Origin of the sequence: Gilliamella sp. B3172 (assembly GCF_026536465.1) — a bacterium.
Taxonomy (GTDB): domain Bacteria; phylum Pseudomonadota; class Gammaproteobacteria; order Enterobacterales; family Orbaceae; genus Gilliamella.
In genome coordinates this window covers 63,124-87,596 of sequence record NZ_JAFNOA010000007.1, presented here as the reverse complement: position 1 = coordinate 87,596, position 24,473 = coordinate 63,124, and the positions used below count along the sequence as shown (strand labels likewise).

The 24,473-nt window shown below is 33.4% G+C and carries 20 protein-coding genes and 1 tRNA gene; 13 read left to right on the top strand and 8 right to left on the bottom strand.

Annotated elements, in window-relative coordinates:
- Nucleotides 1-909: 909 nt before the first annotated feature.
- The 6 genes from J3U37_RS08825 to J3U37_RS08800 form a co-directional block, all read right to left on the bottom strand.
- The gene (locus tag J3U37_RS08825; protein WP_267374425.1) at nucleotides 910-3,039 is read right to left on the bottom strand and encodes an AAA family ATPase; all 2,130 of its coding nucleotides are present in this window, start codon (nucleotides 3,037-3,039) and stop codon (nucleotides 910-912) included.
- 14 nt (nucleotides 3,040-3,053) lie between these two features.
- Nucleotides 3,054-4,685, bottom strand: a complete 1,632-nt coding sequence (locus J3U37_RS08820; RefSeq protein WP_267374423.1) for a hypothetical protein — start codon at nucleotides 4,683-4,685, stop codon at nucleotides 3,054-3,056.
- A 353-nt stretch (nucleotides 4,686-5,038) separates the two neighbouring features.
- Nucleotides 5,039-6,685, bottom strand: a complete 1,647-nt coding sequence (gene groL, locus J3U37_RS08815) for a chaperonin GroEL (protein ID WP_220218398.1) — start codon at nucleotides 6,683-6,685, stop codon at nucleotides 5,039-5,041.
- Nucleotides 6,686-6,731: 46 nt separating this feature from the next.
- Nucleotides 6,732-7,025: a co-chaperone GroES gene (locus tag J3U37_RS08810; protein ID WP_220218397.1), complete on the bottom strand. Its 294-nt coding sequence runs from the start codon at nucleotides 7,023-7,025 to the stop codon at nucleotides 6,732-6,734.
- 145 nt (nucleotides 7,026-7,170) lie between these two features.
- Entirely contained in the window at nucleotides 7,171-7,317 is a 147-nt protein-coding gene (locus J3U37_RS08805; protein WP_267374421.1) for a hypothetical protein, read from the bottom strand.
- Nucleotides 7,301-7,639: an FxsA family protein gene (locus J3U37_RS08800; RefSeq protein WP_267374419.1), complete on the bottom strand. Its 339-nt coding sequence runs from the start codon at nucleotides 7,637-7,639 to the stop codon at nucleotides 7,301-7,303. The genes J3U37_RS08805 and J3U37_RS08800 overlap by 17 nt, the downstream gene beginning before the upstream one ends.
- Nucleotides 7,640-7,796: 157 nt before the next feature.
- Here J3U37_RS08800 and J3U37_RS08795 point away from each other — a divergent pair.
- Nucleotides 7,797-7,872: transfer RNA gene (locus tag J3U37_RS08795), tRNA-Phe, on the top strand.
- Between the two features lie 171 nt (nucleotides 7,873-8,043).
- Here the strand turns inward: J3U37_RS08795 and J3U37_RS08790 are convergent.
- Nucleotides 8,044-8,892, bottom strand: coding sequence for a LysR family transcriptional regulator (locus J3U37_RS08790; RefSeq protein ID WP_267374416.1), 849 nt, complete (start codon nucleotides 8,890-8,892; stop codon nucleotides 8,044-8,046).
- Nucleotides 8,893-8,984: 92 nt separating this feature from the next.
- Here J3U37_RS08790 and J3U37_RS08785 point away from each other — a divergent pair, with 92 nt between their 5' ends.
- From J3U37_RS08785 to J3U37_RS08760, 6 genes are all read left to right on the top strand, one after another.
- The gene (locus J3U37_RS08785) at nucleotides 8,985-9,578 is read left to right on the top strand and encodes an isochorismatase family protein (RefSeq protein ID WP_267335978.1); all 594 of its coding nucleotides are present in this window, start codon (nucleotides 8,985-8,987) and stop codon (nucleotides 9,576-9,578) included.
- Nucleotides 9,579-10,533: 955 nt separating this feature from the next.
- Complete coding sequence (locus tag J3U37_RS08780) at nucleotides 10,534-12,147, top strand: ABC transporter substrate-binding protein (RefSeq protein ID WP_267374414.1); 1,614 nt, start codon at nucleotides 10,534-10,536, stop codon at nucleotides 12,145-12,147.
- A 137-nt stretch (nucleotides 12,148-12,284) separates the two neighbouring features.
- Nucleotides 12,285-13,301, top strand: coding sequence for a dipeptide ABC transporter permease DppB (gene dppB, locus J3U37_RS08775; RefSeq protein ID WP_220218394.1), 1,017 nt, complete (start codon nucleotides 12,285-12,287; stop codon nucleotides 13,299-13,301).
- A 14-nt stretch (nucleotides 13,302-13,315) separates the two neighbouring features.
- Nucleotides 13,316-14,242 (top strand): dipeptide ABC transporter permease DppC, encoded by a 927-nt coding sequence (gene dppC, locus J3U37_RS08770; protein WP_220218393.1) that lies wholly within the window; start codon nucleotides 13,316-13,318, stop codon nucleotides 14,240-14,242.
- A 13-nt stretch (nucleotides 14,243-14,255) separates the two neighbouring features.
- Entirely contained in the window at nucleotides 14,256-15,236 is a 981-nt protein-coding gene (gene dppD, locus J3U37_RS08765; RefSeq protein WP_220218392.1) for a dipeptide ABC transporter ATP-binding protein, read from the top strand.
- On the top strand, nucleotides 15,223-16,230 hold the full coding sequence (locus J3U37_RS08760; protein WP_220218391.1) for a peptide ABC transporter ATP-binding protein: 1,008 nt from the start codon (nucleotides 15,223-15,225) through the stop codon (nucleotides 16,228-16,230). The genes dppD and J3U37_RS08760 overlap by 14 nt, the downstream gene beginning before the upstream one ends.
- 299 nt (nucleotides 16,231-16,529) lie before the next feature.
- Here J3U37_RS08760 and J3U37_RS08755 read toward each other — a convergent pair whose 3' ends face one another.
- Complete coding sequence (locus J3U37_RS08755; RefSeq protein WP_267374411.1) at nucleotides 16,530-16,973, bottom strand: DUF6389 family protein; 444 nt, start codon at nucleotides 16,971-16,973, stop codon at nucleotides 16,530-16,532.
- A gap of 282 nt (nucleotides 16,974-17,255) precedes the next feature.
- Between J3U37_RS08755 and J3U37_RS08750 the strand changes: the two genes are divergently transcribed.
- The 6 genes from J3U37_RS08750 (at nucleotide 17,256) to J3U37_RS08725 (ending at nucleotide 24,321) form a co-directional block, all read left to right on the top strand.
- Entirely contained in the window at nucleotides 17,256-17,984 is a 729-nt protein-coding gene (locus J3U37_RS08750) for a hypothetical protein (protein ID WP_267374409.1), read from the top strand.
- Between the two features lie 528 nt (nucleotides 17,985-18,512).
- A complete protein-coding gene (locus tag J3U37_RS08745) occupies nucleotides 18,513-18,719 on the top strand; it encodes a hypothetical protein (protein WP_267374406.1) in 207 nt (68 codons plus the stop codon).
- Nucleotides 18,720-19,184: 465 nt separating this feature from the next.
- Nucleotides 19,185-20,288 carry a DNA cytosine methyltransferase gene (locus J3U37_RS08740; protein ID WP_267374404.1) on the top strand — a complete coding sequence of 368 codons (1,104 nt, stop codon included), beginning with the start codon at nucleotides 19,185-19,187 and terminating at the stop codon, nucleotides 20,286-20,288.
- A 52-nt stretch (nucleotides 20,289-20,340) separates the two neighbouring features.
- Nucleotides 20,341-22,287, top strand: coding sequence for a DUF262 domain-containing protein (locus J3U37_RS08735; RefSeq protein ID WP_267374402.1), 1,947 nt, complete (start codon nucleotides 20,341-20,343; stop codon nucleotides 22,285-22,287).
- Nucleotides 22,281-23,444, top strand: coding sequence for an AAA family ATPase (locus J3U37_RS08730; protein ID WP_267374400.1), 1,164 nt, complete (start codon nucleotides 22,281-22,283; stop codon nucleotides 23,442-23,444). The genes J3U37_RS08735 and J3U37_RS08730 overlap by 7 nt, the downstream gene beginning before the upstream one ends.
- The gene (locus tag J3U37_RS08725; protein ID WP_267374398.1) at nucleotides 23,434-24,321 is read left to right on the top strand and encodes a hypothetical protein; all 888 of its coding nucleotides are present in this window, start codon (nucleotides 23,434-23,436) and stop codon (nucleotides 24,319-24,321) included. Before J3U37_RS08730 ends, J3U37_RS08725 begins: the two co-directional genes overlap by 11 nt.
- Nucleotides 24,322-24,473: the final 152 nt, after the last annotated feature.

Sequence of the window (24,473 nt, the reverse complement as noted above, 5' to 3'; positions counted from 1 at the left end):
ATTGAACTACAAACTAAATCATACATTGCTTGTTTTGTCGGGACGATTGGATTTTGCAGTGATTCTATTGTTAAGTACCTCAAAAAAAGCAAAGATTAGTGTTTTATACTAAAACGTTGGTATTTTCTGAAACTTCTTGTCAAAACATTTATCGCTTTAACTATAAACTAAATCATACATTGCTTGTTTTGTCGGGACGATTGGATTTTGCAGTGATCATGTTGTTAAGTATCTCAAAAAAGCATAGATTCGAGTTTTATACTAAAACATAGGTGTTTTCTGAAACTTCTTGTCAAATATTTATCGATTGAACTACAAACACAAATCATACATTGCTTGTTTTGTCGGGACGATTGGATTTTGCAGTGATCATGTTGTTAAGTATCTCAAAAAAGCATAGATTCGAGTTTTATACTAAAACATAGGTGTTTTCTGAAACTTCTTGTTAAATATTTATCGATTGAACTACAAACTAAATCATACATTGCTTGTTTTGTCGGGACGATTGGATTTTGCAGTGATTCTATTGTTAAGTATCTCAAAAAAGCATAGATTCGTGTTTTATACATAAACATGGGTATTTTCTGAAACTTCTTGTCAAACATTTATCCATTAAACCACAAACCAAATCATACATTGCTTGTTTTGTCGGGACGATTGGATTTTGCAGTGATTCTATTGTTAAGTACCTCAAAAAAAGCAAAGATTCGTGTTTTATACTAAAACGTGGGTATTTTCTGAAACTTCTTGTCAAGATTTGATCGCTTTGTTTAAAAGCCAAATTGATGATTAATCTTTTATTTAAAGGATGCGGGGCGGATAAGGAAATAAAAAAGGGGCATATAGCCCCCTTTGCTTAAGTATGATTTAGCAATAAATCAACCTATTTGCCCAAAGTAAAATACCGTATTAGTTTTTGCTAAATTCGATATCAAAACTATGCGTCTGTTGATTATAAATCGCTTTAAATACGCCCTGATCATGAGGGTTTTGTAAAATATGATTCACAATAAATGGTCTTATATTGGCTTTAATATAACCCGGTAAACCTCGTGCACCACGAATAATGTCATAGTGTTCATGACAAAATGCGCTGATACAAGCATCTTGCATTTCAACGCTATAGCCTCGTGGCTGATAAGCTTGATTCAATTTATCGATTTCACGGCGAATAATTTTTTCGATAATTTGCATCGGCAAGCGTTTAAAGTGAAGAATATTTTCTCGTCCGTTAAAGCGGTTAAGCAATTCTGAACGGTAAGTATTATTGAGTTCATTTGTTGCCAATTGACAAGCTACTTCATCGGACAGTTCCGGATCTAAATAGTAAGATTGTCCGATGTTAGATGTCATGATGATCATGATATCGGAAAAATCAACGGTTCGACCAACGTTGTCGGTTAATCTTCCATCCGATAAGATCTGTAAAAAGATATTAAATACATCCGGATGTGCTTTTTCGATTTCATCGAAAAGATAAATACCAACAGGTTTTGCTCTAACTGAATTGGTTAAAATTCCGCCTGCTTCAAAGCCTTCATAACCTGGCGGTGCACCGATCAATTTGGCAACGGCATGTTTTTCCATATATTCAGACATGTCAAAACGTATTAATGATTTTTCGTCTCCGTATACATAGAGCGCAAGCGCTTTGGCCATTTCGGTTTTACCTACACCGGACGGACCTAGGAATAAGTAAGACATGGCTGGACCCGACTCTTCAAGTGCATCCACTTTCGCAACTTTTACCGAATTGGCGACATGCTTAACGATATTATCTTGCCCAAAGATGCGTGATAATAGGTGATCTTCAAGATGAATTAAGTTTTCGATTTCATTTTCATCGAGTTTATTGGCCGAAATACCCGAAATTTTACTAAATTCACTGATCACTTGCTGGCGCTTAAGCTGTAAATCTTTGTTAGCTAATGTGACCAGTTTTTTATGTTGTTGGTTATTTTGTTCAATTTCGGCATCGATTTGTCGAATTTTTTCTTTTAATTTGGTCACTGCGGGTGAATCAAATCCACCAGAAGTTAACTGGGCAAAGGTTTTTATAGCAGAAGATTCTGAATTTTTGTTATTCTCTTCTTCTTGTTCTAACTGAGTGATCTCATCTTGCAACTTAAAGCGCATTGTTTCAGCATCACGTTGATATTGGTAAGTTTTGCTAATCTCTGATTTAAGTTCTTGCCAATCTTGTTGCCACTGGTCAAGTTGCTTTTGTAGCTCTTGCTTTTCTGATTCATTAGAACTACGGCTGATTTTTTCCATTAATTCCGTAATTTTAGGGTGCTGTTTATGGGTCAATTGGCGGTAGCTGGCAAAAGCACGATCGAGTAATGAAATTGCTCGTTGTGGTTGTGCGCCACCTAAACCTAAACTGTCACGATATTTACTTGTTAAATGGATCGCCTCGATGACGGCTTCTTCATCCACAGCGATTTTATGGTGCTCTGATAACTCTTGTGCAACAACACTAACAATTGCATTTAAATCATCTCCAGCTGGCTCTTTGACATCATAAAGGGTGTAAAGCTCAGACATATTGGTGCTGGCTTTTAAAACACTGCTTAATTTATCATCACGCACTTCTAAGATAACTTGGAAATTATCTGATTTATCCGCATTATTTAATGCGTTGATAAAGTGCGAGTTGCCGGTGTTGTGTGCGGCTTCAAGAAAATTAGCCGTGTCGGTTATGATTAAAACCGATTCCGGCGTTTGCATTAATTTTTTTAAAATTCGTTGAAACTCGTTATTAATTTTTGCGCTATCACCACTGGCAAAAAGTGCATCACTATTTAACCAAAACAGTTTTTTGACAATTAAGTCAAATGGTGTGTCCGGATTATTTTTTGCCGCTTGTAAGCCAAGGGTAAGCGCCGAAACGCCTACACCTGCTGGACCCGTTAATAATAGTGAGTTTGAAGTTTTTCGTATAAGAATCGATGATATTCTTTCTAAATCATGCTCCCTTCCCACTAAAGCAAAATTGGGATATTGCGCTAAATATTCGCGTCCTCTAACTAAATACATTGATAATTCCTTTATTATAGTTTAAAGGGCGAAGTTGTACCCGTGCTCTCTTTTTTGGTTTCGGTTTTTTCTGATAAAACGTCACCGGTTACTGCAATAAAGTCACGGGTGTCTTCTTGAACATCTTTAGACATTTTTTCGATTTCTTCCAAATTAGCACGCATTGTTTCAAGTGCTGAACGGGTGATTTCAGTCGCTTCACGTTGGGTATCACCAAATTCTGCTAAGTTTTGTAACATGGCTTCTAAATCATTATTAATTTCATCACGGCCAGTTGCGATGCGGATTGCTTCATTTTTCGCAATATCATTAGTTACACGTGTCATTTCAGCGAGGGTATTGCCTGCCATGGATTGTGCTTCATTGATCGCCGCTGAGTTAACCGCTGTGACCACGACACTCAGTTGTGATGCAACCGATGCAATACCGCGAGAGTGCATTGCTCTTGCGCTTTCAACTTGCTTTTTGGTTGCCGCTTGCATATTACGTATTTTGATTGCTTCAGTGGTTAATTCACCATAAGTTTGCATGGTATCAACGGTTGCTGTTGAAACGGTATCAATATGTTCATCTAAATTACGTCTTGCTTCATCGAGTTTCATTGACTCAAGTAAATTGTCGCCGACGTCTTTGTTTTCAAGCTCTGCTCTGCGTTCACGGTGAACTTTTTCAACTTGTTTGGTCGCTTCGTTCATAATGGCGTAGATTTGGATCATATTGCCATTATTATCACTTAATCCCTCAATTTGCTTGACCATTTTTTCCAGATGATTGCGGATAGCACCAAAACGCTCTTTGCCTTGATTGACAAATTTTAGTGCTGATTGAACCATATCGGCTTGGCGTAAGGTGTGTTGATCGGAAGTTAAATTCAGTAATTCTTTAAGCTTTTCAACATCAATTGATTGCGTGCGCTGCTGATGATTCTGTTTGACTTCAGCTACGATCTCGCCAATTTGCTTACGCTTGTTTTCGATAGCTTGTTTTAAAAATGCTATTGTTTGTTCATTAGCGGTGATTTTCGCTTTTGCTGCCGGTTTGGTTTGACCTAGCCCGAAGAACGATCTCTCTTTTTCAAGTTCAATATTGTCAGCTTCAAGTTTTTTGATTTGTATTTGATTGTCATGAATTTCGTTGTTTAATTGCGCTTGTTGCGCCTCTTTTTCTGCATCCCATTGTTGATCAGCTTTAATTTTTGCTAATGCATTACGCGTTTCACCATTTTGGCGCAAGTTATAAAGTGCATCAGTGATTTCGGTAAGCGGTTTTATTTTTTCAATAAAATCATTAAGATCATCATTAAAATCAGAATAAACACGTTGTAATTCAGCAAACACTTCTGTATCGGTCATTTCGATACGCTGTTTTGACATCTCTTCTGAGATAGATTGTAAGTATTCCTTAAACGCATCAAATTCTTGAATTTTGGCACGATCATTTTCTTTGTTGTCAGTGAAAGCTAATATGCGGGTGACTTCTTCTACTTTTTGCTCTAAAGAGAGGCTATCTGAAAAAATGACATTAAAAAAGGTATTGTCCTTAATATTTGCTTGCGGGTTTTCTGCTTTAGTATTTTTTTCACGTTGTCTTGCAGAATAATCTCTTTGTTCAGGGGTGGCTATTTTTTTCTTTGAAGCTACGCTCATTGTTTTTTTCCTTTTTAAAATCTATCCTTTTATTTAAAAACAGGATAATTAATTCCATTACTTGAAAAAGATAAGTCTCATCTTTTCAGCGCGTTATTATCTAATCAACCTCTCTTTTTGACAATATAATTATTATAAATTATAAAATTCATCTGCTTGATAGGTTATCTCGGTAAGATATCGTGAGGGCATTGGGTGTGGGGTTGTAGCTGTTTTTTCTATCAAAATTAGATCCGCATCAAGCGAAAAAATTTGTTTTACACCTTTAAATCAATTAAAAAATAACCAAAAAAAAATCACCCGCACTTTGCGGGTGATTCGAGTTAATGCTTTTCGTATGTAGATGAGAGGAATTACATCATTCCGCCCATTCCACCCATGCCGCCCATACCTGCAGCAGCACCTAAATCAGCTTTATCATCTTTAGGTAGATCAGTAACCATACATTCAGTTGTGATCATAAGACCAGCAACAGATGCCGCATATTGTAATGCGCTACGAGTTACTTTAGTTGGATCTAAGATACCCATTGCGATCATATCGCCGTACTCTTCAGTTGAAGCATTGTAACCATAGTTACCTTTGCCACCTTTAACTGCGTTAACCACAACAGATGCTTCTTCACCACAGTTAGTTACGATTTGACGTAATGGCGCTTCCATTGCACGAAGGGCAACTTTAATACCAACGTTTTGATCTTCGTTTGCACCTTTAAGGTCTAAAATTGCAGATGCAGCACGAACTAACGCAACACCACCACCGGCAACCACACCTTCTTCAACAGCTGCACGAGTTGCATGTAATGCATCTTCAACACGTGCTTTTTTCTCTTTCATTTCAACTTCAGTTGCTGCACCAACTTTAATTACTGCAACACCACCCGCTAATTTAGCTACACGTTCTTGAAGTTTTTCTTTATCGTAATCAGAAGTTGATTCTTCGATTTGTTTACGAATTTGTTCAACACGTGCACTGATTAAAGACTCTTCACCAACACCATCAATGATAGTGGTATTGTCTTTATTGATAACAACACGTTTAGCTTGACCTAGATCTTCTAAAGTAGCTTTTTCAAGCTCTAAACCGATTTCTTCTGAAATTACAGTACCGGCTGTTAAAATAGCGATGTCTTGTAACATAGCTTTACGACGATCACCAAAGCCAGGTGCTTTAACTGCGGCAACTTTAACAATACCACGCATAGTATTAACAACTAGTGTTGCTAATGCTTCGCCTTCAACATCTTCAGCAATGATTAATAGTGATTTACCTGCTTTAGCAACCGCTTCTAATACCGGTAATAATTCACGGATATTAGAGATTTTTTTATCAACTAATAAGATATATGGGCTATCTAATTCAACTGTTGCGGTTTCTGGTTTATTGATGAAGTATGGTGATAAATAACCACGATCGAACTGCATACCTTCAACTACATCAAGTTCGTCTTGTAAACCTGTGCCGTCTTCAACAGTGATAACACCTTCTTTACCCACTTTTTCCATTGCTTGTGCAATTAAAGTACCAACAGTTTCATCTGAGTTAGCAGAGATTGTACCTACTTGAGCAATCGCTTTAGAGTCTGCACAAGGTGAAGATAATTTTTTAAGCTCTTCAACCGCTGCAACAACTGCTTTATCGATACCACGTTTTAAATCCATTGGATTCATGCCAGCCGCAACCGCTTTTAAACCTTCGTTAACAATTGCTTGTGCAAGTACTGTTGCGGTAGTTGTACCGTCACCAGCGGCATCGTTTGCTTTTGAAGCCACTTCTTTAACCATTTGTGCACCCATGTTTTCGAATTTATCTTCTAATTCGATTTCACGAGCAACAGACACACCGTCTTTAGTAATGGTTGGTGCACCAAATGATTTATCTAAAACGACATTACGTCCTTTTGGACCTAATGTTACTTTAACTGCATCAGCTAATACATTAACGCCTTTTAGCATTTTAATGCGAGCGTCATTACCAAATTTTACATCTTTAGCTGCCATTTTGTATTTCTCCTAAATTCTGTATATAAATAAAATTATTTGCCAATTACGCTTCAACAATGGCTAAAATATCGCTTTCAGATAAGATAAGCACTTCTTCATTATCAATTTTTTCTGTTTTAACGCCATATCCTTCATTGAAAATAACGATATCGCCAACTTTAACGTCTAATGGTTGAACTTGACCATTTTCTAAAATGCGACCATTACCAACAGCTAAAACTTCACCACGTGTTGATTTACCCGCAGCTGAACCCGTTAAAACAATACCGCCAGCTGATTTTGATTCTACTTCTTTGCGTTTAATGATCACACGATCATGCAATGGACGAATTTTCATTAGTTATCTCCTAGCACTAATTTGTAAACAAATGATTATTAACAATAAATCATAATTTAATGATTTTAAAATATAGTGTGCTTTACATGGGGATATTTTTATATTCTTCAAGAGAAAGATTCCAAAAAAATAACCGATTGATTATTTATTCATCATCTTTACGACTAAATTCACCTTCAATATATTCATCAAACTGATTAACGGTTGTTGTTTTTGATGAAACAACAACCGTTTTACTAAATACTTTTTCTAAAATTGATTTGGTTATATACCTTTTAACGTAGGGAATCAATAAAATCCCCCCCAAATATATCACTTACAAAACCAGGAAGGGTGACAAGACAAACCCCAACTGTTGTTAAAATATTTGAAAGTGTTTCAATTTTTAAACTCTCCAGTTTCATACCCTTTAGATTCGTCTCATCCTGTTGCATAAATCGATCATTTTTTATAATTTGTTTTTTAGCGAATTGAGAACAAAGAATGAATTTAGCAATCACAAAAATTAGGGTTGGCCATACACCGATTAAAGAAATCACCAGTTTAAATAAACTAATTTCGCAATAAAAATAAAATATAATAAGAAAAAGAATAAAATAGGCTAAAAATCGCATTAGTCATTACCTAGAAACAACATGATACAGTCAGAATATTTGTAGTAATATAAACCCAATCAGTTATTTTTCAACCAAACAGTTTATTTTTTTTAAAATATATCACAAAAAGAATTGACGAATTATCACAGATCGTGTTTAATGTGCATCCATTGTTGCCCGGATAGCTCAGTCGGTAGAGCAGGGGATTGAAAATCCCCGTGTCCGTGGTTCGATTCCGCGTCCGGGCACCAATTCTAAAAGAACACCAGCGAAAGCTGGTTTTTTTGTGTCTGAAACTTTTGGGGTGTTTTTTTATTTTACCTATCAACAAAGTTTTACTGAAATTATGCTAAATAGTACGGGCAAAAGCAGGTAATGTTGTTTCGATATTAGGAAGTATCCTCAGTAATTGTCATTAATTTTTAAGTGAATTGCTGATTATCGGAAAAGATTTTTTTTATTTCATCTATAATTATTCTACCGGCAGTAATATCTTGTATCCTTTTTGGAAAACAGATAATTATTTTTTTCTGTAAAACATTTTTTTGGATAATATGTAGAGAATCATCAATTAAATAGTCTGGTAGTAGGCTTACTCCAAAATCATTTTTAATAGCGACATAAATAGAGTTCAGCGTATTGGATTCGAATAATATTGACTTTCTACCATATTTATCAATTATATAATGGTTTTCAGGAAGGTCTTTTAAATCAAAATTGTAAAGCAATGTCTTTATCTTTTTGTCACACAATATTTCATTTTCCAAATACTGCTTAGAACAACATAAATGGTAGTTAATATTACGTAATAAATCCCCCTCATAATCTCTATCCGTATTAATGTACCTTATTGCTATATCACACTCTCTTTTATGGAGACTTTCAATGTTAGTACTTATTAAGAAATTAATTTTTACTTGAGGGTATTTATTTAATATTGGTTTTAGGCCTGGTATTAATATATTTTCAGCAATAGAAGCGCTTGATGATAAAGTAAGGGTTTGTTTTAAATGACTACCTGCCGTTGATTCTTCTTCCATATCCATCAACGATAAACTGATTTCTACAGCCTTTTCATATAAAGCTTGTCCTTCATTGGTTGGATAGTAGCTATTGTCCTTAAAAAAAATTAATTTTTTTTTCAACGAGCGTTCTAATCTCTCTATTTTTCTACAAACAGTTACATAGTTAACGCCCATTTTTTTAGCTGCTGCTGAGGCTGTTTTATTGTCGATAATTGCAACCAAATACCTTAGATCGTCCCAATTCATACTACTCCCTACAATTATGAATATCCTATATGCAATTTATATGGTTCCCATCCAATTTTGCTGTAGTACTATGATTAAAACAGGAGAAAAAGATGATTAAAACATTATTACAGATATCAGGCGTTGAAAATAAACAAATCGATTGGAATAATTGTAATTTATTACTAATAGATATGCAAAATCAATATTTTGAGAGAGAACTCGATCTAAAAGAGCGAGGGAGAGACGCTGTCTTGAAAGCTAAAAGTGTTCTTGATTTTGCCAGAAACAAAAAAGTTAATATTTTTCATGTTATACACGTTAGTAATGATAAAGCTAAATTATTCAATAGTACCAGTAACGATATCAACATTATCAAAGAGCTGGAGCCAAGAAAAGGTGAAAATATAATTGTCAAAACAATACCTAACTCATTCTATAAAACTGATCTCTATGATTTATTGCAACTTACGGGTAAAAAGCAATTAGTTATAATGGGTTTTGCCAGTCATATGTGTGTGACGGCAACAGTTATAAGGGCCTTTGAGCTTGGGTTTGATAACTTTGTTCTCACTGACTGCTGTGCAACAAGAAAGCTTCCATTATTTGATGAAATAGTAGAAGAAGATTTATTACACAGATCTTCAATGGCATTATTAGGAGATCGTTATGCAACACTCATGAAATCTTATGATGTATTAAATTAGCCCCCTTTTCTGAATTTAGTTTGATTGCAGTTTAAAGGTGACGGTTGATTCTGTCACCAAATGCTGTAAACCAACTTATCGTTCTTTTGCCGTTTGGCATAGTTATATTATCCTTACCAGTCATTTATAAATAGCTAAATCAATCTGCGATAAGTATGGGGACAGCAACAAGCGCTTCATAAAACCTACACTTGCGAAATAACGTTAGAGCAAAAAATTTCATAAATCATGTCAAAATAAATGTTACCACTACTGTAATACAACAAGTCACCAAAGCATGGATAATACTCATTGGGCTATCAATAATAATTTTAGGTATTCCGAGGGATACAAAAGCATAACGTGATAAACCGGATACTCACTGTTAAAAGCTAAAAAGAAGTAAAAGGAAAACTGACTATGTTTTCAAACTGAGATGCGAAAAATGTGATCTATATCTTATTTTTGGTAGTTTATTATAAAAATTATTTAAAATTATAATTTTGATGATTATTTTATCTGCACTAATTATAATACATTCAATAAAAATCAAACAGTAAGCGAAAAATCATCTAATCAGTCGAGCGACATAGATAAGTTAAACATATCAAGAAAATGTGTTGATTAGTTGTTTTTTATATTTTTGTTTAGCATGATTTTGCTTGAAAAATGGCACTATTTTTGCAGAATTTGTTTGTTACACATCACTTATAGCTTGTGTTGAACATTTTTCAATTAAAAATGGAATATTATTATAAATTTCAATGTGATATTGGACTTTTAATCATAATGCAATTTGCACTATTGCTGTGCAAGATTTGATGAAAAAAGATTCTAATAAAATAAAATGTTCTGAAAATCAAAATTCAGACTATTTATACAGGCTTTATTTAAAAGATATTAGTAATACAACGTCTTTAACTTTGTTTAAGTAATATAAAAATAGATTTACAATTCAATAATTGGAGTAATTATCATGAATAATTTAAGGAAATATAAGCGTAAATTTTTGTTAGGTGTTGGGTTGCTGACGATGCTTGCTAGTGCACAGCTTCATGCTGCCCAAACACTAGTCTATTGTGCTGAGGCTTCACCTGAAACATTCAATCCACAGTTAGTGACAAGTGGAATTTCAATGGATGCTAGCGCTGTACCTGTTTATAACCGTTTGGTCGAGTTTAAATTAGGTACGACCGAAATTGAACCTTCTTTAGCTAAATCCTGGGATATTAGCCAAGATGGTTTAACTTATACCTTTCATTTACGTGATGATGTGAAATGGCATAACACTAAAGAATTTAAACCAACACGAAATTTAAATGCTGATGATGTTATTTTCACATTTATGCGACAAAAAGATAAAAATCATCCTTATAACAAAGTTTCTGGTGGGCAATACGTATACTTTGATAGTATGGGGTTAACAGATTTAATTAAAGAGATTAAAAAGGTTGATGAATATACAATTGTATTTGAATTAAATCAACCGGAAGCGCCTTTTTTAGCTGATTTAGCGATGTCATTTGCTTCAATTTTATCTGCTGAATATGCCGATGCTATGCTTAAAAATGGCACCCCCGAAAAGGTGGATTTAGTTCCTGTTGGTACAGGGCCATTCACTTTTGTTCAATATCAAAAAGATTCAAAAATCCTTTATAAAGCTAATCCAGAATATTTTGGTCCAAAAGCTAAACTTGATCGTTTAGTTTTTTCAATTACACCAGATGCTGCAATTCGTTATGCAAAATTGCAAAAAGGAGAGTGTCATGCTATGCCATTTCCAAATGTGGCCGATGTTGAACGAATGAAATCAGACAATAATATTGTAGTGAAAGAAATGGCTGGGGTTAACATTGGCTATTTAGCCTACAATATGGATAAGCCACCACTTGATAATTTAAAAGTTCGACAAGCATTAAATATGGCAGTGAATAAAGATGCGATTATTAAGGCTGTTTTTCAAGGTGCCGCTGAACCGGCTAAAAACTTTATTCCTCCTTCAATGTGGGGTTATAACGATGAAGTAAAAGATTACCCTTATGATCCAGCACAAGCAAAAGAATTATTAAAATCAGCTGGGCTAGAAAACGGATTTACTATCACTTTATGGGCAATGCCAGTACAACGTCCATATAATCCAAATGCGCGCCGTATGGCTGAAATGATTCAAGAAGATTGGGCTAAGATTGGTGTAACCGCTAAAATTGTTAGTTATGAATGGGGAGAGTATTTATCCCGTATTCGTGACGGTGAACATGATGCGGTGTTAATGGGTTGGTCTGGAGATAATGGTGATCCGGATAATTTTTATTCTGTTTTGATGAGTTGTGATGCGGTTAAATCAGGTCAAAATTATTCACATTGGTGCTATAAGCCATTTGATGATTTATTACAACAAGCTCGCATTGAGCCTGATCATGAAAAAAGGGTCAAGTTATACAAACAAGCGCAAGTTGAAATGCGTGATCAAGCGCCTGCGCTAATGATTGCTCATTCTATGGTTTATATGCCATTACGTAAAGAGCTTAAAGGCTACATCATGGATCCTTTAGCATTACATAATTTTAACCAAGTTACTCTTGAAAAATAGCATCAATGCAATTAACCACTTTTTTGTGGTTAATTGCGGCATTAGCTTTTTTAGGGTTGAAATAGTAAATATTATTTTTATAAAAAATTATCTATCATATAAACAATACGTTAGAAGCAATATTTAAGAGCAACTATATGTTCCAATTTATTTTAAAGCGGTTAGGTATACTGATTACGACGTTTATTTGTATCACACTGCTTACTTTTATTTTTGTCCATCTTATCCCAGGGGATCCTATTACAGTGCTTGCTGGAGAGCGAGGCTTATCCCCAGAACGCCATGCTGAATTGATGACTCAACTGGGTTTAGATAAACCACTTTATCATCAATATTTTCAATATATTATCAATATGTTTCATGGCGATTTTGGAATCTCTTTTAAAAGCCAAATACCAGTATGGGACGAATTTGTACCCCGATTTAAAGCAACGTTTGAGTTAGGATTTTGCGCAATGTTGTTTGCTGTCAGTTTTGGCATTCCAATCGGTGTTCTTGCTGCTGTGAAACGTGGTTCAATATTTGATCATACAGCGATAGGCCTGTCTCTAACCGGTTATTCCATGCCAATTTTTTGGTGGGGAATGATGCTAATAATGTTAGTCTCTGTACATTTAAACTTAACCCCAGTGTCCGGACGTGTCAGTGATATGCTATTTTTGGATGAAAGTAATCCTTTAACTGGATTTATGCTAATTGATACTTTCTTGTGGGGTGAAACAGAAGATTTTATTGATGCTGTAACTCATTTAATTTTACCGGCTATTGTGTTAGGTACTATTCCATTAGCGGTCATTGTCCGTATGACCCGTTCTTCAATGTTAGAAGTATTGAGTGAAGATTACATCCGAACAGCACGTGCTAAAGGCGTTAGCCGAATTCGTATTATCCTTGTTCATGCGTTACGCAATGCGATGATTCCAGTGATTACTGTTATCGGTTTACAAGTTGGTTCAATGCTAGCTGGAGCTATATTGACCGAAACGGTTTTCTCATGGCCTGGAATTGGACGTTGGCTTATTGAAGCGCTACAACGCCGAGATTACCCTGTCGTGCAAAGTGGCGTGTTAATCGTTGCGGGTATGATCATTTTAGTGAATTTATTAGTTGATATGTTGTATGGCGTTATCAATCCACGTATTAGACATAAATAAGAGTATGTATACAGATGAATAAACAGGATATTGCTGAAAAAACCAATACACAGCCGGATGCTAGTTTGGTTGCACCTAAACCCTTAACGCCCTTACGAGAGTTTTGGTTCTATTTTTCAAAAAATAAAGGGGCTGTTGTTGGTTTAGTTTTTATTGTTATCGTTGTATTGCTAGCTGTTTTTGCTAATTTTATTGCGCCACATTCTCCTTCTGAACAATTTAGAGAAGCATTATTAGCTCCTCCTGTCTGGATGAAAGATGGCAGTTGGCAATTTATTTTGGGAACCGATGATGTAGGTAGAGATATTTTATCTCGTCTTATTTATGGTGCTCGTCTATCCTTATTGGTCGGTTGTTTGGTTGTCATCATCTCACTTATTTTGGGCATTACTCTGGGTTTGATTGCTGGTTATGTTGGTGGCTTCGTCGATAACATCATTATGCGAGCTGTTGATATTATGCTTGCTTTACCGAGTTTACTGCTTGCACTGGTTTTGGTTGCAATTTTCGGCCCATCTATTACTAACGCCTCTATCGCTTTAGCTTTTGTTGCATTACCACACTATGTTCGTTTAACTCGAGGCGCGACGCTTGCTGAAATTAATAAAGATTATGTGATTGCTTCCCGAGTTGCCGGTGCCGGAGCCTTACGGCAGATGTTTATAAATATTTTGCCAAATTGTTTAGCGCCACTGATTGTTCAAGCCTCGTTAGGATTTTCAAATGCAATTTTAGATATGGCCGCCTTAGGATTTTTAGGTATGGGCGCACAACCGCCAACACCTGAATGGGGAACTATGCTTGCTGACGTATTGCAATTTGCACAGTCTGCATGGTGGGTTGTTACCTTTCCTGGCTTAATTATTTTAATGACAGTGTTAGCTTTCAACTTAATGGGAGATGGTTTGCGTGACGCACTTGATCCTAAATTGAAGCAGTAATGGAGATACAGTCATGGCACTATTAGAAGTAAAAGAATTATCAGTTGAATTTAACGGATTCAAAGCCGTAGATCATATTAGTTATGACGTCGAACAAGGACAAGTAGTTGGTATAGTTGGAGAATCTGGCTCAGGTAAATCAGTTAGTTCGCTGGCAATAATGGGATTAATTGATTTTCCCGGCAAAGTTACTGCCGAAGCATTACATTTTGATACTAAAAACCTTCAACAGCTTACAAGCAAAATGCGTCGTAAGATTGTAGGTGCAGATGTGGCGATGATCTTTCAAGATCCAATGACTAGCTTGAATCCTTGTTTCACTATAGGTTACCAAATTATTGAAACATTAAAAATTCACCAAGGTGGCAGTAAAAAAGCACTTAAAGCAAGGGCGATTGAATTGCTTAAATTAGTGGGTATTCCAGATGCTGAAAATCGTTTAAGTGTTTATCCACACCAGTTGTCAGGTGGGATGAGTCAACGGGTCATGATCGCAATCGCAATTGCGTGCAATCCTAAACTCTTAATTGCTGATGAGCCGACAACCGCATTAGATGTTACCATTCAAGGGCAAATTATTGAGTTATTGCTTGAGTTACAACGCAAAAATAACATGGCATTAGTTCTTATTACCCATGATTTAGCGTTAGTTTCTGAAGCAGCACAAAAAATTATTGTGATGTATGCCGGGCAAGTTGTGGAGATTGGCGATGCTGAAATTATCTTTAAAACGCCGTTACATCCTTATACTCAAGCATTATTACGATCACTTCCTGAGTTTACTCAAGATAAAGAACGGTTAGAATCGTTATCTGGTGTTGTACCGGGTAAATACGATAGACCAGTGGGCTGCTTACTTAATCCTCGTTGTCCTTATGCAACTGAGCGTTGTAATACCGAGGAGCCTACATTAATCAGCTATTCCAAAACCAGGAAAGTCAAATGTCATTATCCATTATCGCGCGAAGGGACACCTCAATATGAACAACAATAATATGGAAAATAGTGAATTACTGCTTGATGCCAGAAACTTGACAAAATATTATTCGGTAAAAACCGGTTTCTTTTCGGAAAAAAAACAAGTCAAAGCGGTTGATGGTGTCTCTTTTACATTAGGTAAAGGCAAAACCCTTGCGATTGTTGGCGAATCAGGGTGTGGTAAATCTTCATTAGCCCGATTATTAACAATGATTGAAAAACCGACATCCGGTGAAATATATTTTAAAAATCAGAACCTATTAAATGATGATCCTCAAGCGCAAAAATTACGTCGTCAAAAAATACAAATCGTTTTCCAAAACCCCTATTCATCATTAAACCCACGAAAAAAAATCGGCTCGATATTAGAAGAACCTCTCATTATCAATACTGATTTAACGGCAAGTGACCGTAAAGCAAAAGTACTATCAATGATGCAAAAAGTTGGGTTAAAAGAAGAGTTTTATAATCGTTATCCTCATATGTTTTCGGGTGGACAACGCCAGCGTATTGCTATCGCAAGAGGTTTAATGCTTGATCCCGAAGTGGTGGTTGCTGATGAACCGGTTTCAGCATTGGATGTTTCTGTGCGAGCACAAGTACTTAATTTGATGATGGATTTGCAACAAGATCTTGGGTTATCTTATATATTTATTTCTCATGACCTTTCAGTCGTTGAGCATATTGCTGATGAAGTAATGGTAATGTATTTGGGGCGTTGTGTTGAACAAGGGAGAAAAGATGAAATCTATCGTCATCCTCAACACCCATACACGCAGGCACTTTTATCCGCAACACCAAGATTAAATCCCGATCTTAGGCGTGATAGAATAAAGTTAGAAGGGGAATTACCAAGCCCTTTGAACCCGCCTTTAGGTTGTGCTTTTCATGCTCGCTGTCGTTGGGCATTTTCACGTTGTGCATCTCAGCAACCAAAGCTGATTAATTATAATGAACATAAAATTGCTTGTTTTTGCACAGAAGAGAAAATTAATAACAGTGGCAGTTAATGCTGCCACTAAACTGCCATTATATGGGAAATTTTTACGGAATTTTTATTAACAAAACTTCTAACTTACTTTTTGAACGATTGAGTGGTAATGAAGAAGTATGTAATAAGGTTATGGGTGACGTAGAATTAAAAGAAGTGATTAAACGACTTGCCAAACAAATATATGAGCGAGTAAAGTGCTAAAATAATATATAAACACTATTTTTAATAAATACTATCTTAAAGTAGGATAGGTAATATATGACTTACTATACCAATATATTTTCCCCTGAAACCTATTTATCTTTGGATTTTTATTTACTCACCTAGGGGGATAAATCCCTCAAATTTAGAGCATTCTTCTCCAAATGCATACGCAGGTATGCCTAGCCCCCCTGACAAATTCCATATCCGCTTAAGCCAGTCAATGCTTACTTCAACAATTAGATCATTAACTGAAAATGGAGTTTGATAAGGATCAAATAAAGGCACTTCCGGTTGTAATTTAGCATCAATGAATTTTATGCCAAACAGTTCACGATAATGTTCTATCACTTTATTAAGTACGTATAGATCTGGTCCGATAAGGTGAATCATAATAGAAAATATACCTTCCTCATCTTGGGTGGGATGAATACCAACCTCAACCGATCTAGCTTTTTCGGGCAGAATCTGTTTAATACGATTAATCTTCGCAATCGCATCTTGCGTGTGCCTATTAAGAATATCTTTCAGTATTATCATATATTGAGTTTTTGTCATAACTTTCTTCTCGTTAGTTTGTTTTCCTTGCTTTATACGCAATAAACGACAGTTTTTTGTTTAATTCTTGTTTGGCAGTGTACATAATACAGTCCTTCACGAGATGTTTGCCCACTTGAATAATTAATTCATTGCCGGTTGTAATTGTAGTTAAAAAAGTTGTTTATTGACCTGAAATTTAAAATAACCTTCATATTAGAATAAAAAATAACCATGTTAATAAAATATAAATTATAATCCTCATCGCAATTCCAACAGAAAAGGCTTGAAAGGTATAATCAAATGATTGGTTTAAAAAATTCGTTGTTATTAACACTACTATGTTTACCTGTTGTTAGTCATGCAGATTGTGAAAAGTGGATTGATATATTGCTCAATGAGCGACACCATTCTCGTGATAGCAAAATGGCAATTTGCGATGTTTGGCAAGCAGATAAAAGCAAATCTATTGTTGTTTTACCCTTACTACAAAAAGGCGGTATAGTTGACACCTATGACCTTGATGTTTTATTAATTGATAATCAATCAGGACAAGTCATTGCTAATAGTTGGCAACCTAATGCACTTGAAAGTGATGCCAAAGAATTAATTGGTTTTGAAATTGATAAAGATAGTTATCAACTTAATCCTGAAACTTTGGCTTTTGGTGTACGTATTCAATATAGAATCAGATCAACTTCCTCTCCTTATAGCGGAGAATATATTAATCTCTACGTTAAACAAAATGATAAATTAAAACCCGTTGTTAATAATCTCCCCATGTTTGAACTTTCAGGTGAGAATGATCAAAGGTGCGCACATGACATTCGTATCTATGATCGTAATATAATATTAGGAACTTGTATGACTAATGGTTATGTCGACCTAATTGTTTTTGAAAAAAATGTAAATGAAATAGCTGTGGTAGATGATTATGGCGAATGTCTTGCGCGAGAAATTGCCTTACCTAATAAAACATTTTATATGCATTACAATGGTTTAGAATATCCTGTAATAGAGATTGAGGAATAAGCAATAACTGAGGAATGTAGGAATTGAAAAATTTATAAATATGTTTTTTCAAGAAATAATAATTTTTCGACACGTTATATAAACGTTCTGTAAGAACGAGTATGCAATTAAAAAAATTTGTAATCTAATTTAGTATCCAAAAAAATAAAGCCAGCGATTGCTGGCTTTTTATCAAATACGATTTGGAAGTAAATACTCTCATTTTTTCTATAATAAAATTATTTTTTCAGTGTGTTTCAAATTTTTGTGAGCTAGATCACAAAAATATTCCTATATTTGTAATAATGTCCCGATTTTTACATTAGGTTAATGAAAATAATGGGTATCAAACAATTACAACATAAAATCATTGATATCATCATTTGGAAAAAAGGCGAACAACGAGCACAACATGTGCCTATTTTGTATGTATTATCAAAATATAAACATGATCATACGCGTTTATTTAATTATAAGATTGAGGTTGAGGAACTGTTGCTTAATCTCTTGATACGTTTTGGTCTTCAGTGTAGGCATTAATATCCTAATATGCCTTTTTGGTGTTTGAGAAATGATGGTTTCTGGCAATTAACTAATATTGAAAATTGCATAAATATCAATAATCCAAGTAAAGAACCGACCAGTAAACAACTAGTTGCATCACAAGCTTATGGGGGATTTGATGAACTGTCCTATCAATATCTTATAAAAAATCTATCAGCTATTGATCAATTAGCAGAACAGATTTTAAGTTAGCATTTTCCTCGAAGGAAAATTAATTACATGATCTGTTTGTCAATGTTATTTTAGGGAAGTGTTTAGGGATTGGATTAATAATTAATATTATAAAATTAAACATATCGATTTATTAAGCTTTATAATAATTCGTAGGATTTAAAAAATTTTTGTTTATTAGTAGTTGTTATTTAGTATATGAATGTGAAAAAAATACATTCCATTAATAGCGCTTAAATAGAACTAATTTAAAATAATGGTATTTAATAATTTTGGTTGTTAAAAGTAAAACATTGCATCCTTAATGCATGTTATCTGTAAAATCACTGAAAATGTGGTAGTTATTCACTATTAATTTGCGATCAGGTTGCGAAGTAGCCTGTAAGTTTAATATTATATTAAATATTATTAAACATAATTATTGGAATTACATGCTAAAATAGTGCTTAAAACGATTTCTGATAAAAGTAACATTACAGGATATTTATGAATAAAACAAAGAAAATACCAATATTATCTTTTTTTTCTGGTAGTGGTTTTTTAGATCTTGGTTTTGAAAAAGCTGGTTTTAAAGTTTGTTATGTTAACGAATTTTATGAACCTTTTCTTAGCGCTTACAAATTTGCTAGGAACAAAATGGGGATTACCCCCCCCAAATATGGTTACTTTTCTGGATCAATTGAAGAATGTTTTAGTGGAGAAGAATATCAAAAGCTTCAGTTAATTTTAGATAATGAAAAAAGTTTAAATAAAAATTCTTTAGTAGGCTTTATTGGTGGACCCCCATGCCCTGATTTTTCTATAGGAGGTAAAAATCGGGGAAAAAATGGTGAAAATGGAAAGTTATCTCAATCATATGTTGATTTAATATGTAAATTAAAACCTAATTTTTTCATTTTTGAAAATGTTAAAGGTTTGTACCGTACCATTAAACACCGTGAATTTTTCAATATGTTAAAAAAACAATTGGAAAATAATGGTTATGCTTTAACAGAAAAATTAATAAACTCTTTAGAATACGGTGTTCCTCAAAACCGGGATAGAATTATATTATTTGGAATACAAAAAAAAATTTTACAAAATCATTCGATAAGTGATTTTGATTGGGATAAGTATGTAATTTATTCTAAACAAGAAATTTCTTCATTTAAATGGCCAGATATCGGAGAGGCTAATTGTTGTAGTTGTACTCCAGAAGAATTAACTATAAAACATTGGTTTAATAAAAATGATGTCTCAAATCATCCAAATATGTTACATGCCTTTAATGCTAAAGCTGGTCTAGATAAGTTTAAAGTGATTTTGGAGGGTGATAATAAAAGAAAATCATTTAAACGGTTACATCGTTATAAGTTCTCTCCAACTGCTGCATATGGTAATAATGAGGTTCATATACACCCAACGGAGCCAAGAAGGATAACTGTTGCCGAAGCTTTAGCTATTCAATCTTTGCCGAAGGAATTTTATTTACCTCCAAATATGACATTAACAAATATGTTTAAAACTGTAGGTAATGGTGTTCCTTTTCTAGCTGCCAAAGGTGTTGCAAAAAGTGTTTATGATTTTTTAGATGAAATCATGAATAATTGAATTTATTGAATATAATCTATATCATCATTCATATTAAAATGGATTAAAAGTTATGAAAAATTTTGAAGAAATTCTAAATGATATTAAGAGGTTGAAAGGCCTTCCTTTACGAGCAATAAATAAATCTACGGGAATTCTCATTTTAGTTGATGTTGATATAGATAAAAAAAAGTATTTCGTTAAAACCCCTGAATCTACGCGTGTGATCCCTCGCAGTACTGATGAACTGGAGGCCATTTGGAACAGTTTGAAAAGAAATGGGTTTGCAAGTGTTGAACAAGCTTTAGGCGGTTCTAATTCAAATAGGCATAATCCTGAAACAATATTTGCTAATTTACCTTACATTCAATTTTTTTATTTTGAACGAAAAAAGCATTTAATATTACGAGAAAAAGATGTTCATAACCTAGGAGAAATTTCAGAATTATCTTCATCTGAGTTGAAAATAGTAAAGAAGCAAATTGATAACGCTTTAAATTTGGATATAAAAAGAATACATAAAATTTTGAGGAAAAATATCGATAAACTTTATGACTCACTTGATATAATACTAAAAAAATACCCTGGCGATTCTGAAGTTCAAAATTTAAATCAAGCATTAAATAAAATTTGTCAATTAGACAACGAATTAAAAAATTCAATAGTTAGTTTAAATACTGGTTATTCTGTAAAAGAATTTATTGATTATGATAATCAATATAAATCATTAGATAATTTGATGGATGACGAGATATTTACTGGTGTGGCGAATGAAATTGAAGAGGAAAATGGATCTGATAGAATTTATGACGAAGTCGAAATAAGTAAAGATAATGGGCCAAAAATAAGGCATTTAACACCAACTGTATCTTTACTCTTTGATAGGATTAATTATAACGAAATAGATTTACAACCGGATTTTCAACGTAAGGATAGAATCTGGCCTTTAGAACGGAAGTCAAAACTTATTGAATCAATTCTCATGGGGTTACCTCTTCCTGTATTTTATTTTGCTGAACAAACTAATGGAAATTGGGTTATTATTGATGGTTTACAACGTATTACTACAATATATGATTTCATGAGAGGCGATATTACCCTTCGAGGGCTTAAACGATTAACTTATTTAAATAATAAAAAGTTTAGTGAATTAGAAAGGATTGATCAACGGAAAATTAGAGAACACCAAATTACTGGGCACTTATTAGAAATGGATAATACTAATAATGAAATAATTGTAGAATTATTTCATCGTATCAATACTTATGGAGTAAAATTAAGTGATCAAGAGATAAGATCGGCATTAAATAGTGGAAATAGTGTTAGATTTATTCGGTATTTAGCACTTCAAGATGAATTTGCATTCAGCACTTCAAGAAAAGTAAGAATAGATCGACAAAAAGATATGGAGTTATGTTTGGATGCTATTTCATTCATTATCTTTGGATATAAAAACTATAACGAAAATAAACTTGATATATTCTTATCAAATACCATGAAATTCTTGAATAAATTTACTTTTGAGTTATCTACTAGCTTGAATGAAGATGCTGAATTACCTAAAATTGTAAAATCAGATGAAATTTATAGCATATTGAAAAGAAGATTTAATCAAGGTTTACTTCTTTCTCAAGAATTATTTGGAAGTGATGCATTTAGAAAAGAAAAATCATCGTTGAGAAGCCCACCTATTAGTAAACCTCTATTTGAAGTGATTGTTGCTGTTTTTTCATCTTTGAATCAAGATCAAATCGAACTAGTTTTACAATATAAAGATAAAATTTATAATCAATTATTTGATGCAATTTATTCAAATTCTTCTAAATATGCGACGTGGATCTCACTTGTGTATCAAGAGAAAAATAGGGGATTTAACGATTCTATTACAAACTCTACAGGTAAAAATGTTACCATAAAATATAGATTCGATTTTTTTATAAATATGTTAAATGATATAACTAATCTTAATGTTTCTCTAGAACCTATTTTTGATTATACAAAGGAATTTCCTAAATGCTAAGCAGTATAAAATTAAAAAATTTTAAATGTTATCAGAATATTGATTTAGAATTAAAAAATTTAAATATCTTTTGTGGCATTAATTCTTCAGGAAAAAGTGCAATTATTCAATCTATAGCAATGTTTTTACAATCAGATGAGGTACATAAGCTTTCATTTGATGGGGCACTTGTAAATCTAGGAAGTTATAATGATGTATTCAATCGTTTCATTGATGAAGATGAATCATTAGAAATAGGTATTGGAATAAGTGATAATTTTTATAACTGGAAAGGTGATAATAATCAAGAATGTTTATATTTGGAAAATAGTGATAATAAAGAATTAAAGAATATTAAAGAAAAAATAAATAATAATTACCAATTTATTATCGCCGAGCGGTTAGGGCCTAGAAATAATTACCCTTCTTCTTCATCTAGGATATCCAAATATTGGTTAGGTATTAAGGGGGAATATACAGCACAAGTATTATCGTTGTTATCAAACAGCACAACATTTGAAAATATAGAAAGAAACGAGGATAGTGTTGCCCTTCAGCCAATCTGCGAAGAATCTGCTCCATATCACCATGAAGCTTTTAAAGACCCTCGAATACACCCTAAAGAAAATACAAATGTTATAATAAGAAATATTGAGGCATGGTTGAAAGAAATTACTCCAGATATTTATATTTCTTCACAATATATACAAGAAGCATTGATTAGTTATACTAATTTTACTACTGAAGGAATAACTTATAGATCCATTCATGTTGGATTTGGATTAAGCTATGTTATAAGTATTATAACAGCACTATTATGTACTACTAAAGGTGGGCTTGTAATTATAGAGAATCCTGAAGCGCACTTACATCCTCGTGGGCAAAGTTATTTGGGTAGATTAATAGCTCGTGCAGCAAAAGCCGGAATACAAATCATTTTGGAAACTCATAGTGAACACATAATAAATGGTATAAGAGTGGCAATCAAATTAGATAAAAATTACCCTAAAAACGCCACGTTAACATATTTTATCCATAAGGAGAAAAATAGCCAACCATTAATTGAAAAGCTAGTTTTTGATGATAATGCTCAATTAGCTAAATGGCCAAGGGGATTCTTTGATCAACAAATTGTTGATCTCAAAATCCTTATGACAGGAAAAGAAAATGAAGAGTGAAGTATGTTTATCAATTTATTCTGTTGATATAAAAAAATTATTAACTTATTCTGATTTTGAAACATTAAGTAACACATTAATTGAATTAAAAGAAAAAGTTAATAATGAATTTAGAAAGTTATCTTTTAGTATAGATTTTATTTGTGGCCATGATAATAGTGTATTGGGTGCAGTTTATAATTATTCTCCGGATACCGCAGCATTGATGTCTTTATTTTATAATCAAACAATTGGAAGTAATATTTCAAGCTATACTACTGATCAAATGGTTCAAAATATCTCTAATAATAGTTTTGAAAAAGGAAGTATTTATTACACTGCATATTGTTTAGAAGATTATATATTTTGGCCCAATATCGAAAAACAATGTCATTCTATAACTGAGATATATAATTTTGATTGCGAGATTCTTTCTAAATATCCTTTAACTAATGATAGTTTTATCCGACGTGCCAACTATATTTTTAGTGATGTATATTTTAGCGAAAATTGTTTCGAATCAATTAGAAGTATTAAAGGAAAAGATATTACTTATTTTTCTGCTCCTTTTGTTAGGGCATTGTCTGCTCTTCAACAGTGTGCGCCATTAATTAAAAATTCTAATAATAATAGTAATGACTTAGATATTATTGGTGCGACAGCAGGTTTTGAGTGCACAGCGCAAGGAGCCAATAAAGATAACAGATTTAATTTTATGTTTAAAATAGATAGTCAAAATGAAGAAAAAAAAATATTTTGCGAATATCATTTAAAAATTAATACATGTAACAATAAAGGTGATTCTTTTCATTACCAAAATAGAATTTATTTTGGATTAAGTAACATTGAAACTAAAGGAAAAGTAATTTGTATAGGCCATATTGGAGGGCATTTATAATACAAAAGATTGCTAATTGCCATTTTATATAATAAAGAAATAGTCTATGAATAATATACAATTCATTGAATTAAACTTTAATTTATTAAAAATATAATTCTTATAACTTTCTAAGTTTTTATTATTTGATAAGTTAAGACTATCTAAAAATT

Excerpts from the sequence above, each read along its gene's own strand:
- dppC (WP_220218393.1), top strand. The coding sequence starts at position 13,316 with ATGAATAAACAGGATATTGCTGAAAAAACCAATACACAGCCGGATGCT.
- J3U37_RS08820 (WP_267374423.1), bottom strand. The coding sequence starts at position 4,685 with ATGAGCGTAGCTTCAAAGAAAAAAATAGCCACCCCTGAACAAAGAGAT.
- dppB (WP_220218394.1), top strand. The coding sequence starts at position 12,285 with ATGTTCCAATTTATTTTAAAGCGGTTAGGTATACTGATTACGACGTTT.
- J3U37_RS08790 (WP_267374416.1), bottom strand. The coding sequence starts at position 8,892 with ATGAATTGGGACGATCTAAGGTATTTGGTTGCAATTATCGACAATAAA.
- dppD (WP_220218392.1), top strand. The coding sequence starts at position 14,256 with ATGGCACTATTAGAAGTAAAAGAATTATCAGTTGAATTTAACGGATTC.
- J3U37_RS08825 (WP_267374425.1), bottom strand. The coding sequence starts at position 3,039 with ATGTATTTAGTTAGAGGACGCGAATATTTAGCGCAATATCCCAATTTT.
- groL (WP_220218398.1), bottom strand. The coding sequence starts at position 6,685 with ATGGCAGCTAAAGATGTAAAATTTGGTAATGACGCTCGCATTAAAATG.
- J3U37_RS08735 (WP_267374402.1), top strand. The coding sequence starts at position 20,341 with ATGAAAAATTTTGAAGAAATTCTAAATGATATTAAGAGGTTGAAAGGC.
- J3U37_RS08730 (WP_267374400.1), top strand. The coding sequence starts at position 22,281 with ATGCTAAGCAGTATAAAATTAAAAAATTTTAAATGTTATCAGAATATT.
- J3U37_RS08780 (WP_267374414.1), top strand. The coding sequence starts at position 10,534 with ATGAATAATTTAAGGAAATATAAGCGTAAATTTTTGTTAGGTGTTGGG.
- J3U37_RS08725 (WP_267374398.1), top strand. The coding sequence starts at position 23,434 with ATGAAGAGTGAAGTATGTTTATCAATTTATTCTGTTGATATAAAAAAA.
- J3U37_RS08810 (WP_220218397.1), bottom strand. The coding sequence starts at position 7,025 with ATGAAAATTCGTCCATTGCATGATCGTGTGATCATTAAACGCAAAGAA.
- J3U37_RS08800 (WP_267374419.1), bottom strand. The coding sequence starts at position 7,639 with ATGCGATTTTTAGCCTATTTTATTCTTTTTCTTATTATATTTTATTTT.
- J3U37_RS08755 (WP_267374411.1), bottom strand. The coding sequence starts at position 16,973 with ATGACAAAAACTCAATATATGATAATACTGAAAGATATTCTTAATAGG.
- J3U37_RS08740 (WP_267374404.1), top strand. The coding sequence starts at position 19,185 with ATGAATAAAACAAAGAAAATACCAATATTATCTTTTTTTTCTGGTAGT.
- J3U37_RS08745 (WP_267374406.1), top strand. The coding sequence starts at position 18,513 with ATGCCTTTTTGGTGTTTGAGAAATGATGGTTTCTGGCAATTAACTAAT.
- J3U37_RS08760 (WP_220218391.1), top strand. The coding sequence starts at position 15,223 with ATGAACAACAATAATATGGAAAATAGTGAATTACTGCTTGATGCCAGA.
- J3U37_RS08750 (WP_267374409.1), top strand. The coding sequence starts at position 17,256 with ATGATTGGTTTAAAAAATTCGTTGTTATTAACACTACTATGTTTACCT.
- J3U37_RS08785 (WP_267335978.1), top strand. The coding sequence starts at position 8,985 with ATGATTAAAACATTATTACAGATATCAGGCGTTGAAAATAAACAAATC.